The organism is Gordonia sp. 852002-50395_SCH5434458 (assembly GCF_001665905.1).
In the GTDB taxonomy this organism is placed as follows: Bacteria; Actinomycetota; Actinomycetes; order Mycobacteriales; family Mycobacteriaceae; genus Gordonia; species Gordonia jacobaea.
Genome location: NZ_LZTC01000018.1, coordinates 61,576 through 73,541, shown reverse-complemented (window position 1 = coordinate 73,541; position 11,966 = coordinate 61,576). Strand labels below are relative to the sequence as shown.

The following is an 11,966-nucleotide window of genomic DNA, read 5'->3' as shown; positions in this document are numbered from 1 at the left end:
ACCTCACTTGCCCTTCGGTTTGTCGCCCATCGAGTCGGTGGAGAGTGCGGCGACGAACGCCTCCTGCGGGACGTCGACCCGACCGATGGTCTTCATCCGCTTCTTGCCCTCCTTCTGCTTTTCGAGCAGCTTGCGCTTTCGGCTGATATCGCCGCCATAGCACTTGGCGAGCACGTCCTTGCGGATCGCCCGGATGTTCTCGCGCGCAATGATTTTCGATCCGATGGCCGCCTGCACGGGCACCTCGAACTGCTGCCGCGGAATGAGTTCCTTGAGCTTGGTGGCCATCTTGTTGCCGTAGCCGAACGCGGCGTCGCGGTGCACGATCGCGCTGAACGCGTCGACCGCCTCGCCCTGGAGGAGGATGTCGACTTTCACGAGGTCGGCTTCCTGCTCGCCCGCCTCCTCGTAATCGAGGCTGGCGTACCCGCGGGTGCGCGACTTCAAGGAGTCGAAGAAGTCGAAGATGATCTCGGCCATCGGCATGGTGTAGCGCATCTCAACGCGTGTCTCCGACAGGTAGTCCATGCCGCCGAGCTCACCGCGCCGTGACTGACACAGCTCCATGATCGCGCCGATGAACTCGCTCGGCGCGATGATCGTCGTCTTGACGATCGGCTCGTAGATGTGGCGTGCCTTGCCCTCCGGCCAGTCGGACGGGTTGGTGACGATCGACTCGGAGCCGTCTTCCATGACCACCCGGTAGACGACGTTGGGTGCGGTGGAGATCAGGTTCAGGTCGAACTCGCGCTCGAGCCGCTCACGGGTGATCTCCATGTGCAGCAGTCCGAGGAAGCCGCAGCGGAAGCCGAAGCCGAGCGCGACAGACGTCTCCGGCTCGTAGGTGAGCGCGGCGTCGTTGAGTTGCAGTTTGTCGAGAGCGTCGCGCAGCACCGGATAGTCGGAGCCGTCGAGCGGGTAGAGGCCGGAGTAGACCATCGGGCGCGGTTCGCGATAGCCGGTCAGCGGCTCGGTGGCGCCGTGGCGCGCGGTCGTGACGGTGTCGCCGACCTTCGACTGCCGCACGTCTTTCACCCCGGTGATGAGGTAGCCGACCTCGCCGACGCCGAGACCCTTTGTCGGCTTCGGTTCCGGCGAGACGATGCCGACCTCGAGCAGCTCGTGCGTCGCCCCGGTCGACATCATGGCGATCTTCTCGCGCGGGACGATCTTGCCGTCGACCACGCGGACGTAGGTGACCACGCCGCGGTAGGTGTCGTAGACGGAGTCGAAGATCATGGCGCGCGCGGGCGCATCGGGGTCGCCCTGCGGCGCGGGCACCAGCTTGATCACCTCGTCGAGCAGTTCCGTGACGCCCGCACCCGTCTTGCCGGACACGCGCAGCACGTCGTCGGGCTCGCAGCCGATGATGTGCGCGATCTCCTCGGCATAGCGGTCGGGGTCGGCGGCAGGGAGGTCGATCTTGTTGAGCACCGGGATGATGGTCAGGTCCTTGTCCATCGCCAGGTACAGGTTCGCGAGTGTCTGCGCTTCGATGCCCTGCGCGGCGTCGACGAGCAGAACGGCACCCTCACACGCTTCGAGCGCACGCGACACCTCGTAGGTGAAGTCGACGTGACCAGGAGTGTCGATGAGGTGCAGCACGTAGTCGGTCTGCGGGCCGTCGGGACCGTCGGACTTCCAGGGCAGGCGCACGTTCTGCGCCTTGATCGTGATGCCACGCTCGCGCTCGATGTCCATGCGGTCGAGGTACTGGGCGCGCATGTCCCGCTCGGCGACCACGCCCGTGAGCTGCAGCATCCGGTCGGCCAGCGTCGATTTGCCGTGGTCGATGTGCGCGATGATGCAGAAGTTCCGGATCCGGCTGGGATCGGTGAACGTGGTGTCGGCGAAGGTGGGAATCGAACTGCTCCTACAGGTGCGCACCAATACTCGAGTGCGATGCGGGTGTGGGTCGTCGTATCCAGTTTCTCACGGCGGGCCGTCGGCGGGTCGGGGCCGGGTTGCGAGAGAAGTGTCGGAGCGAGCCAGTCCACTCGATCCGGTCAGCTCGCGCTGGTCGGATTCGGTCACATACCCGCTGCGGCGCCCCGAGCACGGTGCGAATCCCGGCGTGCGCGCACGGCGAGATGAGCCGTCGCAACGACGATCGATGCGACGAGCAGCACAAGCGCGCCTAACGAGAGCAGGAGCCAGAAGTCAGCCCAGTTCGCGACGCCGACGAACACCAGCACGGCCATCGCGGGCACGACGAGCCATGAGACCCAGACGCGCAGCGCGACCGCGGCGATCAGTGGAGGTGACGCCAGCAGCACCCCCATCTCGATCAGCCTGCGCGGACCGAGCGCAGCGAAGATCGAGTCCTCACACGTGGCGCCGGCGTGCGCACCGGCGACCGACAGTTCGCCGCTCTTGCCGCAACTCACCGTCACCTCGCCCACCGGCATGAACCCGCACGCCACCGCGTAACCAAGAGCCGCCACTGCCATCGCAAGCCACGCCACTCGTATGGCTCTCATGCCTGCAACTTATAACGTGGACGCCGTGAGTCCCGAGACCTTCACCGGCGACGGCGTCGTCGCAGACATCTACCGTCCGGACGGCCCACCTCGCGCGGTGCTCGTGTTGGCGCACGGCGCGGGAGGCAACCGGCAGACCGCGATCATGCGGGCCTACGGCGCCGAGTTCAGCGCCCGCGGGCTGTTCGTCGCCTGTATCGATCTGCCGTACCGGCAGCGCAGGCCCAAGGGTCCGCCCAGCCCGTCGGGTGCGGCAGGCGATCGGGACGGCATCCGAGAGGCGGCCGCGCTGTTCGCATCCGAATCCGACGGTCCACTCGTCCTCGGTGGCCACTCGTACGGCGGCAGGCAGGCGTCGATGGTCGTCGCGGAGGATGGTGCCGCCACAGGCGCGGCAGGGCTGCTGCTGTCGTCGTATCCGTTGCATCCGCCCGGCAAACCCGAACGCGCACGCACCGAGCACCTCGGCGACATCACGGTACCGACGGTGATCGTGCACGGGGCGTCGGATCCCTTCGCGACGACGGAGGAAATCACCGACGCCATCGCGCTCATTGCCGCGCCGACCCGGCTCGTCGAGATCGAGAAAACCGGGCACGACCTCAAACCCGACAAGAAACCGACTGCTCAGCTCGCGGCCGACGCCGTCGACGACCTGATCCTGAACGGACCGACGCGATGACCGCTCGCACGCGGGTGCGCCCCACCCATGAGGCGGCCCGCGAGATCGTCTACTCCCCCGACCTCGACGGCGCGGCCGATCCCGGCGAGATCGTCTGGACCTGGGTGCGTTACGAGGACGATCCGAGCAAGGGCAAGGACCGTCCGGTGCTGGTCGTCGGACGCGACAACAACCAAGAGCACACGCATCTCCTCGGCCTCATGCTCTCGAGCCAGGACTACCACCGCGACGACCCGAACTGGATGGAACTCGGGACCGGCGTCTGGGACGACGAACACCGCGAGAGCTACATCCGCCTCGACCGCGTGCTGTACGTCCTCGAACACGGAATTCGACGCGAGGGCGCCATCCTCGATGAGGAGCGTTTCGACGCCGTCGCCGACCGGCTGCGGCGCGACTACGGCTGGCGGTAGATCGCTCGCGGCCCGTCACGCTATAGATGTGTGTCGAATCGAAGGATGTGGTTGCTGCAGCACCCAATTCCTTCGATTCGACACACATTCACCGGCGGCGCCGCGGGCCGGTCACGCCAGGCGCGTGATCTCCACGACGACGTCGAGGTCCGTCGCCTTGCCGCCGGTGTAGATGCCCTTGAGCGGCGAGACGTCGGAGTAGTCGCGGCCGACGCCCACCGAGACATGCTGCTCGGTGATGGGGGTGTCGTTGGTCGGGTCGTAGCCCCACCAGCCGCCTGTCCACACCTCGATCCACGCGTGGCTCTGCCCCTCGACGGTCTTGTCGATCTTCGCGTCGGGCTTCGGGTGCAGATATCCCGAGACGTACCGTGCGGGCACGCCGAGACCGCGCAGCATCGAAAGGCTGACGTGCGCGTAGTCCTGACACACACCCTTGCGCTCGTTCCAGGCGTCGACGGCGGTGCTGTGCACGCCTGTCGTACCCGGTACGTACTCCATCTCCTCGTGCACGAACTTGCAGATCGCCTCGACGGCGTCCTCCGGCTCGAGTCCCTTGGCGATGCGCCGCGCTGTCGCACCCAGCCGCCCGTTCTTCGGCACATACGTTGTGAACGAGAGCATTTCGTCGTAGCGGTCGGCGACGTACTCGCTCTCCAATTCCTCCCACGTCACAGCTTTGTCGGGGGCTGGACGCTCGCCGGCCTCGGTCTCGACGACCGACATCCCCGACACCTCCAGCTCCTCGTGCGGAGCGTGGAGGTCGAAGGCGGTGACCGCGGTGCCCCAATAGTCGGTGTAGCGGTACGCACGGGTCGCGGGCACCGTCTCCACACGGTTGACGATCACGTTCTGCCGAGTATCGCTTCGCGGGGTAAGCCGTGCCTCGTTGAACGACGAGGTGACCGGACTCTGGTAGCCGAAGCCCGTCGAATGCACGACCCTCAGACGCCAGCTCACAGTTCACTCTCCTCGATGAAGTGTTCTTCACCATCGCTGACCCGGGCGTCTGCCCACGACACATACGGTGACACATGGAAGTACTGACCCGTGACCGCCTCGTTGACGGCACGGCAGGTGTCCTGCAGATCGAGAAGTCGTTCCTGCAGTCCGTCGAGCAGTCGGCCCGGTTCCAGGAACTCGAGCGAGCTGCGCGCTCGACCCAGCAGCAGCAGCGCTTCGGCCTGCTCGCCGACGCGGCTCGGGCGCTTCTCGATCTCCGCGAGATTCTGCTCCGCGACACGAAGTGCGTGGAACACCGATCGCGGAAAGAGCCTGTCCAGCAACATGAACTGCACGATGTTCTCGGCGTCGAGCAGACCGCGATAGGTCCGCAGGTAGGTGTCGTGTGCACCGGCGGACACCAGAACATTCACCCACGCAGGCGAGTTGATCGGATCGTTGGCGCGCGAGAGCAGCATTCGGATGGTCATGTCGACCCGCTCCACCGAACGACCGAGCAACAGGTAGCGGTAGCCGTCGTCGTGACTCATCGTCGCGTCGGCGAGTCCGGCGAACATGGCGGCCCGGTTCTTCACGTACGAGAGGAACTCGTGAGGTCCGAGTCGACGCCCCCGACGCTCCGCCTCGGCCAGTCCGTTGTAGGTGGTGTTCAGACACTCCCACATCTCGCTGGACGTGACTTCCCGTGCGCCACGGGCATTCTCGCGCGCCGCACGGATGAGGTCGACGACCGATCCGGCCGACCCCTTCGCATACGCCACATGCTCGGTGAGCGACCACACGTCGAGCGGCCCGTCGGTGTCGGGCACCTCGAGTCCGAGAACCTGGATGACCATCCGAACCGCACCGTCGACGTCGGCGGAGGTGTCCTCGAGGAGCTGATGGATAGCGACGTCGAGCAGACGCGCCATGTCGTCGGCACGTTCGACGTAGCGGCCGATCCAGTAGAGGGATTCGGCGTTGCGGGCCAACATCATCGGGGATCACCGCTTTGCTGTTGCTGCTGTGTCTGTTCGAAAACCGGGTCGGGTGCGCTCTCGGCGGGCCGTGCCGCCTTGGCGGCCTTGGAGGTGACCACCTTGCCACCGCCGAGTTCGCGCTCACTCTGTGTGGCCCTGCTGGCGAGCACCCACGTGTCCTTCGAGCCGCCACCCTGACTGGAGTTCACGACGAGCGAACCTTCGGGCAGTGCGACGCGGGTCAGTCCACCCGGGAGCACCCAGACCTTCTCACCGTCGTTGACGGCGAAGGGACGTAGGTCGACGTGCCGCGGTCGCAGTGAGTCGCCGACCTTTGTCGGCACCGTCGACAGTTGCACCACGGGTTGGGCGATCCATCCGCGGGGGTCGTTGCGCACCTTGCGGGCCAGGGTGTCGAGCTCGGCCTTGGTGGCGTCGGGACCGAAGACGATCCCGTAACCACCCGATCCCTCAACAGGTTTCACGACGAGTTCGTCGATCCGGTCGAGCACTTCGTCGCACTCCTCGGGGAGCCAGCAGCGCAGGGTGTCGACGTTGCCGATGATGGGCTTCTCGCCGAGGTAGTAGTTGATGATGTCCGGCACGTAGGTGTAGATGAGCTTGTCGTCGCCGACACCGTTGCCCACCGCGCTCGAGATCACGACGTTGCCCGCGCGCGCGGCGTTGAGCAGACCTGCCACGCCGAGCATCGAATCCGGACGGAACTGCATGGGATCGAGGAAGTCGTCGTCGATGCGTCGGTAGATCACGTCGACGCGTTGCTCGCCCTCGGTGGTGCGCATGTAGACGACGTTGTCGCGGCAGAACAGGTCTCGACCCTCGACGAGCTCGACGCCCATCAGCCGCGCGAGCAGCGAGTGCTCGAAGTACGCCGAGTTCGCGACACCGGGCGTGAGCACGACGATGTTGGGGTCGGCCTCGTTGAAGGCGGCCGAGGCCCGCAGCGCGCGCAGCAGGTGACTCGGGTAGTCGGCGACAGGGCGCACCTTGTGCGTGGAGAACAGGTCGGGAAAAACCCGAGCCATGGTGCGGCGGTTCTCCATCACGTACGACACACCCGACGGTGATCGCAGGTTGTCCTCGAGCACGCGGAAGTCTCCGTTGGCGTCGCGGATCAGGTCGATGCCCGCGACGTGAATGCGAACTCCGTTGGGAGGACGGATGTTTGCCGCCTGACGGTGAAAGTGCTCACACGAATGGACGAGCCGTTTGGGCAACACACCGTCGCGGAGGATCTCCTGCTCGCCGTACACGTCGTCGAGGAACAATTCCAGCGCCTGCACGCGCTGGGTGATACCCGCTTCGAGCTTGTTCCACTCGCCGGCCGAAATGACCCGTGGCACAACGTCCAACGGGAACGGCCGCTCCATACCGGAGAGTGAGAATGTAATGCCCTGGTCGATGAACGCGCGCCCGAGCGCGTCGACGCGTGCCTCGAGGTCGGCGCGATCGGACTCCGCCATGACCTTGAAGATGCCGCGATACGCGGGGCGCACCTCGCCGTCGGCGTCGAACATCTCGTCAAAGGCCTTGCCGTACGGCCCTTTCGAGTATCCCTTGAAGATCCCGGTCTCGGTGGGGGCCGTCTCCCTGATGACCTTGGCCTTGGCGCTCTTGGCAACCTGTCCCGACTCGGCACCCTTGCCGTTTGCCGACTTGGCGGCGGTGACGGACTTCGACGACGACGGGGGCGCGGTTTTGCGCGATGCCTTCTTGGCTTGCGCACCGGTTGACGCGGGACTCATAGACACACATGGTGCCTCAGATCGCTCCACTCGGCACGACGTCTGCGCGGGCGCGTCGCAGATCCCCGGTCGGGCGGACACCGTTAGAGCGTGGCTAGTCGATTGTCGCTGCGCCCAGGCACACGGGAACCGTCTCCCGCCCGATGCGGTAGCATCCCGCGTGCCAGCTAATTAGACACCTGAACGTTTTGGGCAATTCAGACAAAGGGGTTGCTGTGGCGCCAGAGCCGCAAAGAAGTGGTGGCCAAGTAGTCGAAGTCACACCGGGCGACTTGCAACGAGCTGCCTACAAGATCGGGGTGGAAGGCTCGTCAGTAGCGCAGGCCCCAGACGCCACGTGCGTAATCCCTGCGATGCCACACTCGCAGAGCGACGGCGAGATGCCCCACATTGTCGAAGCTGTCAACAACTCGAAGCGAATCGTCGCCGGACGACTCCAGGTGATCTCGGAGGCGATCGCGACTGCGGCAACGGCGTTTGCCACCACCGAAGAACAGAGCGCTCACAACTTGGCAGCGATCGGGGATTTCAACACTCCACTTCCACGTCGCTGAGATCTGCATATGACCTACCCGACCCTGTCAGATGCGCTCGACGCAGAGCCTGGCAACTACCTCGACGCCCGCAACGGACTCAACGATCTGGCGTCGAACATCGAATCTCACGCGGCGCGCATGGTACGTGAAGTCTCCTCAGTGCCGTGGCGGGGCCTCGCGCACGATGCCGCAACCGGGCGCGCCGCCGAAGAGCAGACATCCATCGGCCGAATTGCCACCGCCGCCAGACAGTGTGCGACGGCAATTGACACACACGTGACGTCTTTGAAAGACCTCAAGTTCTCGCTGATCTATAAGGTCGTGCAACTGTTCGTCGACAACTACAGCGTAGCTAACGACTGGACGGTGACCGACTCCAAGACGTACCCGTCCGGCGATGAGGCTCAGCAATTCGTTAATTCTCAAGAGAAAGAGCGTCGAGAACAGGCAGCACGAGATGCCACTTCAGCGCTCAAGGGAAAGGCCGGCGAGTTCGCGGCTGCAGACCAACAACTAGCAAGCGCGGTCCATTCAGGAATCGAGGGGATGAACGCGTTATCACCTGCAGGCGCAGCGGTGAGTATCCACAGCGCCGATCAATTACTCGACGACCTGGCCGATCATCGCCGACTGTCCGGGACTGAACTCGCCGAACTCCGAGAAGCGACCGGGTTGACACCTGAGCAGATCGAGGCGATCCGCCAAGGCAAACCTGTTGACATCCCTCCGAACAAATACGCATATCTGCGAGAAGTCATGGCCGGGCTGGACAGCAAGAGCCCAGCAGAAATAGACCGGATCGCCGACTACCCCGATCCCGGGTCGCGCGACTCCGTGAAGACTGCGCTCGCCAACGGCATGCAACTCATGGGAAATCCGCTGATCACCGATAAAAGAGGCAACCACGGCGGAATGACTGAGTTGCCGGCCAAGGTCCGAGAGTCACTACAACGCAACCCGGTCACTTTTGATATTGACAACCCCGCAGCAGGCATATATTGGAGACTGAACAACTACCACGATCTCGTCGCCCTGACGGACCTCTTGGGAAAGGGAAACGCAGATCTACGGGTTAACACCGACGTTGATCGTGGCCTTCTCAAACAGGCATCAGAGCTCGCGAGCGCCACATCGAATCGTCAGGGCCTATTTCTGGAGACCGATGACGAGACGGGTCATCTCGTTTCCGACAAGGACCTCAACGCCACCATCAATAGCATGATCGCGCTCACTGATGCCGACCACCCTGCCATCACGGATTTCCTCCCGCGCAGCACATGGACTGCACAGTCGAGCCCGGTGGCCACTTCGATGCAGGTTCACATTTCGTGGACCTTGTGACCCATCCCTTCGACCCCGGGCAACACGCCGTCGAGGACATGTTCAACTGGATCGGCCCGAACGCCGGGAGCCCGGGACACGAAGGCGATCTGGCTGCGCTAGCGGCCAACGGTTACGCGCACCGGCTGGCCGAAAACGCCACGCTCCTGGGACTAGACACCAACGGCAGCGGAGTCGGGCACCCGACACTTGGCAGTATCAATCCCGAACTGACACAGTCATTGACGAAGAACATCATTCCCTATCTCGGCGCACTCAATGGCGTCGAGGGCATGGGAATCCACACGTTCCCTGGCTATGGTTTCGGGAATATCACCGAGATGCAGGGCATGATTCAAGCGCTCGATTCCGATCCCGTTTCCGCATCCGTTATCAACCACGCCGGGGCGGCCTGGGAGAATTACATGACCTCGATGTACGCGGCACACGATGGCGATCCGTCTTTTGCCGCGGCCTCCGGTCGTTTTCACGAGATGTTCCATGAGGCCGACACTGCCGAATTGCAGGGACTGTTCAATCAACAGAATTGGGATCGTATACAGCAATATAATCTTGATTCCACCGAATGGGACACTGCCAAGACGGTACTCACGACCGGACTGAAATTCCTTCCAGGACCTTGGGGCGAAGTCGGATCTCTCGCCGGATCGGTTATCGACGTCGCGAACCCCGGCACCAAACTCTCCGCTCTCGGAATCGTCAACGACCCGTCGACGATTCCGCATGATCATGTGAGCGACGCTATTCAAGAGGCGGTCAAGGGCTACGACAACGACACGCAAGGGCTCTACTACCAACGCGACCTCGCTTTAGGCTATGCCAGCACCCACGGCGGACTGGAGGCCGATCCGCGATGGGCTCCGTTCCTGTCACATGCTGACCCGCGCGATCCAGAGTCTCCGATGGTGTTGGACTGGGGAAAGATCACTGCGAATAATGACAGTTTCAACGACATTGTCGATAACCTGCCGATCCTGCGGGATTCGTGGAGCAACCAGGGCGACGGATACCCGAGCGGCTCACGCCCAGGCGCCAATATCGATCCCCATCAACTGTCCGCGCCGGGTGATGATCCGAGCAGGGCCCCGCGATGAATCGCCACCAGCTCGGGCGTCTCGTACTGGCAGTTCTCAGTGGCGTTGCCGTGGTGGTTGTGTCGGCGTGTGCAACGCCCAAAACTCCGACCGCTGTAACATCACCCTCACCCACGTCCGCTGGCTACCAACGCCCCGCCAACGTCCGGTGGACCGAACACTGGAATCCCACCGCAGCAACCGATCTCATGAGCGCCCACGGCACATTCGTCCGCGCCTTCATCGAAGCCGAGACCATCGCCGTACTCAGCGGAAGCGCCGCCACCGGCTCTTACCCCGGCTTCGCAGCAGCGAATCGCACCGGACGCATCCCCAAGTACTACAGCCACGGCATGCCCATGTGGATCTACACCGGATTCTCCTCCCACAGCGTCATCCGACTCGACAACACCGGACCCGACACCTACACCGCCACCGTGTGCACCCGCGAAAGTGTCAACCCGCTCAACAAAGAATCCGTCCACTTCCAGACCACCTGGCTCACCTACCACCGCCACGGCACGCCACCACCCCCCAACCAACACGGACCACGAAACGCTCCCTCCGGCGACATCTTCGGCGACTGGTACGCCACCAAATACGTCTGGGACCACAACCCTGAACAGACTCTGTGCAAAGACACCCCCATCGACCGCAGCCATACACCCACCCCCGGCTGGCCCACCACAACCGGCGACCTATGACCCGCACAACCACAGGCACCGCAATCCTCGCCGTACTGATGACCCTGACCGCATGCGCCACAACACAACCGGCGACCACAACACCCTCACCCACGCCCACCGGCTACCAACGCCCTCCCACTGCGCAGTGGACCGATCACTGGAACCCCACCCCGGCAGTCGATCTCATGAGCGCCGACGGCACATTCATCCGCGCCTTCATCGAAGCCCAGGACGTCGCAATGCACAGCGGCCAACCCGCTTCCTATCCTGGCTACATCAACGCCGACCACGTCCCACACAACCTCTTCTACTACGGCATCTCGCCCACCGAGCTCACCACAGGATTCTCCTCCCACAGCATCATCCGACTCGACAACACCGGCCCCGACACCTACATCGCCACCGTCTGCCGCCGCGAAAGTGTCAACTCGCTCAACAAGGAAGCACTCACCGTCGACATCGAGTGGCTCACCTACCACCACCACGGCACGCCCCCACCCGCCAATCAACGCGGACCGCGAAACGCCCCTCCAGACAACGTCTTCGGCGACTGGTACGCAACGCAACACGACTTCGACTTCACCACGCCCAAGCACGACGTCTGCACAGACACCCCCATCAACCGCGGCCACACACCCACCCCCGGCTGGCCCACCACCACGACCGGTGACCTATGACCTCCGCGTCCGATGAGCCCTTCGCCCGGTTCGTGACACCCGGCATGCTCGCGGAACGTAAACGGAACGACGCGGCTCTCGACGAACGCCTGCGCGCACAGGCCGCTGCACTGCGCGCACGCCCCGCGAGCGCACCCGTGCCTACCCAGACTCGCGACCTAGACGTTCTCTGTACCGACGAAATAGCACGCCAGGTCGAGTACAAGCGTCGGCTGGCCATCGCACTCGACGACGAATGCCAACGCAGTGTCGACGCTCAGATTTTCGGAATCAGCCCAGAAAGCCGAGCAGAGGTTGCATCGTACGTGCGCTCGGAGTTGCTACGCGAGCTGCGAGCGCACCTCGCTAGAAATCCACATCTGAGCGAAGACGAGGGCTAGCTGCTAGCCG

Annotated in this window: 13 protein-coding genes; 8 read left to right on the top strand and 5 right to left on the bottom strand. The window is 63.8% G+C overall.

Annotated features, from left to right (window positions below; all coding sequences use genetic code 11):
- Positions 1 to 3 precede the first annotated feature (3 nt).
- Together lepA and A5785_RS03765 are read right to left on the bottom strand one after the other, a co-directional pair.
- Positions 4 to 1,887 carry a translation elongation factor 4 gene (lepA, locus tag A5785_RS03770; protein WP_039855239.1) on the bottom strand — a complete coding sequence of 628 codons (1,884 nt, stop codon included), beginning with the start codon at positions 1,885 to 1,887 and terminating at the stop codon, positions 4 to 6.
- A 143-nt stretch (positions 1,888 to 2,030) separates the two neighbouring features.
- Complete coding sequence (locus A5785_RS03765) at positions 2,031 to 2,480, bottom strand: hypothetical protein (protein ID WP_064864613.1); 450 nt, start codon at positions 2,478 to 2,480, stop codon at positions 2,031 to 2,033.
- On the opposite strand from A5785_RS03765, the gene A5785_RS03760 reads away from it, so the two are divergent.
- Positions 2,479 to 3,162: an alpha/beta hydrolase family protein gene (locus A5785_RS03760; RefSeq protein ID WP_064864611.1), complete on the top strand. Its 684-nt coding sequence runs from the start codon at positions 2,479 to 2,481 to the stop codon at positions 3,160 to 3,162. The genes A5785_RS03765 and A5785_RS03760 overlap by 2 nt on opposite strands.
- The gene (locus A5785_RS03755; protein WP_064864609.1) at positions 3,159 to 3,575 is read left to right on the top strand and encodes a type II toxin-antitoxin system PemK/MazF family toxin; all 417 of its coding nucleotides are present in this window, start codon (positions 3,159 to 3,161) and stop codon (positions 3,573 to 3,575) included. Before A5785_RS03760 ends, A5785_RS03755 begins: the two co-directional genes overlap by 4 nt.
- A 111-nt stretch (positions 3,576 to 3,686) precedes the next feature.
- Here the strand turns inward: A5785_RS03755 and A5785_RS03750 are convergent, their stop codons facing one another.
- The 3 genes from A5785_RS03750 to A5785_RS03740 are packed head-to-tail and all read right to left on the bottom strand — an operon-like array spanning position 3,687 to position 7,263.
- Positions 3,687 to 4,535, bottom strand: coding sequence for a transglutaminase family protein (locus A5785_RS03750; protein ID WP_064864607.1), 849 nt, complete (start codon positions 4,533 to 4,535; stop codon positions 3,687 to 3,689).
- A complete protein-coding gene (locus A5785_RS03745; protein ID WP_197494616.1) occupies positions 4,532 to 5,512 on the bottom strand; it encodes an alpha-E domain-containing protein in 981 nt (326 codons plus the stop codon). Before A5785_RS03745 ends, A5785_RS03750 begins: the two co-directional genes overlap by 4 nt.
- Positions 5,512 to 7,263 carry a circularly permuted type 2 ATP-grasp protein gene (locus A5785_RS03740; RefSeq protein WP_064864605.1) on the bottom strand — a complete coding sequence of 584 codons (1,752 nt, stop codon included), beginning with the start codon at positions 7,261 to 7,263 and terminating at the stop codon, positions 5,512 to 5,514. Before A5785_RS03740 ends, A5785_RS03745 begins: the two co-directional genes overlap by 1 nt.
- Before the next feature lie 353 nt (positions 7,264 to 7,616).
- Here A5785_RS03740 and A5785_RS03735 point away from each other — a divergent pair, with 353 nt between their 5' ends.
- From A5785_RS03735 to A5785_RS03710, 6 genes are all read left to right on the top strand, one after another.
- The gene (locus tag A5785_RS03735; protein WP_064864603.1) at positions 7,617 to 7,817 is read left to right on the top strand and encodes a hypothetical protein; all 201 of its coding nucleotides are present in this window, start codon (positions 7,617 to 7,619) and stop codon (positions 7,815 to 7,817) included.
- A gap of 9 nt (positions 7,818 to 7,826) precedes the next feature.
- On the top strand, positions 7,827 to 9,140 hold the full coding sequence (locus A5785_RS03730) for a TPR repeat region-containing protein (RefSeq protein ID WP_064864601.1): 1,314 nt from the start codon (positions 7,827 to 7,829) through the stop codon (positions 9,138 to 9,140).
- The gene (locus A5785_RS03725) at positions 9,128 to 10,234 is read left to right on the top strand and encodes a hypothetical protein (RefSeq protein WP_064864599.1); all 1,107 of its coding nucleotides are present in this window, start codon (positions 9,128 to 9,130) and stop codon (positions 10,232 to 10,234) included. Before A5785_RS03730 ends, A5785_RS03725 begins: the two co-directional genes overlap by 13 nt.
- A gap of 188 nt (positions 10,235 to 10,422) precedes the next feature.
- Positions 10,423 to 10,917, top strand: a complete 495-nt coding sequence (locus tag A5785_RS03720) for a hypothetical protein (protein WP_064864597.1) — start codon at positions 10,423 to 10,425, stop codon at positions 10,915 to 10,917.
- Positions 10,914 to 11,576: a hypothetical protein gene (locus A5785_RS03715; RefSeq protein WP_082946526.1), complete on the top strand. Its 663-nt coding sequence runs from the start codon at positions 10,914 to 10,916 to the stop codon at positions 11,574 to 11,576. Before A5785_RS03720 ends, A5785_RS03715 begins: the two co-directional genes overlap by 4 nt.
- Positions 11,573 to 11,956: a hypothetical protein gene (locus A5785_RS03710; protein ID WP_064864595.1), complete on the top strand. Its 384-nt coding sequence runs from the start codon at positions 11,573 to 11,575 to the stop codon at positions 11,954 to 11,956. Before A5785_RS03715 ends, A5785_RS03710 begins: the two co-directional genes overlap by 4 nt.
- Positions 11,957 to 11,966 lie beyond the last annotated feature (10 nt).

What these genes read in the sequence shown, in the direction of transcription:
- A5785_RS03760 (WP_064864611.1), top strand. Translation starts at nt 2,479, where the DNA reads ATGCCTGCAACTTATAACGTGGACGCCGTGAGTCCCGAGACCTTCACC.
- A5785_RS03765 (WP_064864613.1), bottom strand. Translation starts at nt 2,480, where the DNA reads ATGAGAGCCATACGAGTGGCGTGGCTTGCGATGGCAGTGGCGGCTCTT.
- A5785_RS03755 (WP_064864609.1), top strand. Translation starts at nt 3,159, where the DNA reads ATGACCGCTCGCACGCGGGTGCGCCCCACCCATGAGGCGGCCCGCGAG.
- A5785_RS03745 (WP_197494616.1), bottom strand. Translation starts at nt 5,512, where the DNA reads ATGTTGGCCCGCAACGCCGAATCCCTCTACTGGATCGGCCGCTACGTC.
- A5785_RS03740 (WP_064864605.1), bottom strand. Translation starts at nt 7,263, where the DNA reads ATGAGTCCCGCGTCAACCGGTGCGCAAGCCAAGAAGGCATCGCGCAAA.
- A5785_RS03735 (WP_064864603.1), top strand. Translation starts at nt 7,617, where the DNA reads ATGCCACACTCGCAGAGCGACGGCGAGATGCCCCACATTGTCGAAGCT.
- A5785_RS03730 (WP_064864601.1), top strand. Translation starts at nt 7,827, where the DNA reads ATGACCTACCCGACCCTGTCAGATGCGCTCGACGCAGAGCCTGGCAAC.
- A5785_RS03720 (WP_064864597.1), top strand. Translation starts at nt 10,423, where the DNA reads ATGAGCGCCCACGGCACATTCGTCCGCGCCTTCATCGAAGCCGAGACC.
- A5785_RS03715 (WP_082946526.1), top strand. Translation starts at nt 10,914, where the DNA reads ATGACCCGCACAACCACAGGCACCGCAATCCTCGCCGTACTGATGACC.
- A5785_RS03710 (WP_064864595.1), top strand. Translation starts at nt 11,573, where the DNA reads ATGACCTCCGCGTCCGATGAGCCCTTCGCCCGGTTCGTGACACCCGGC.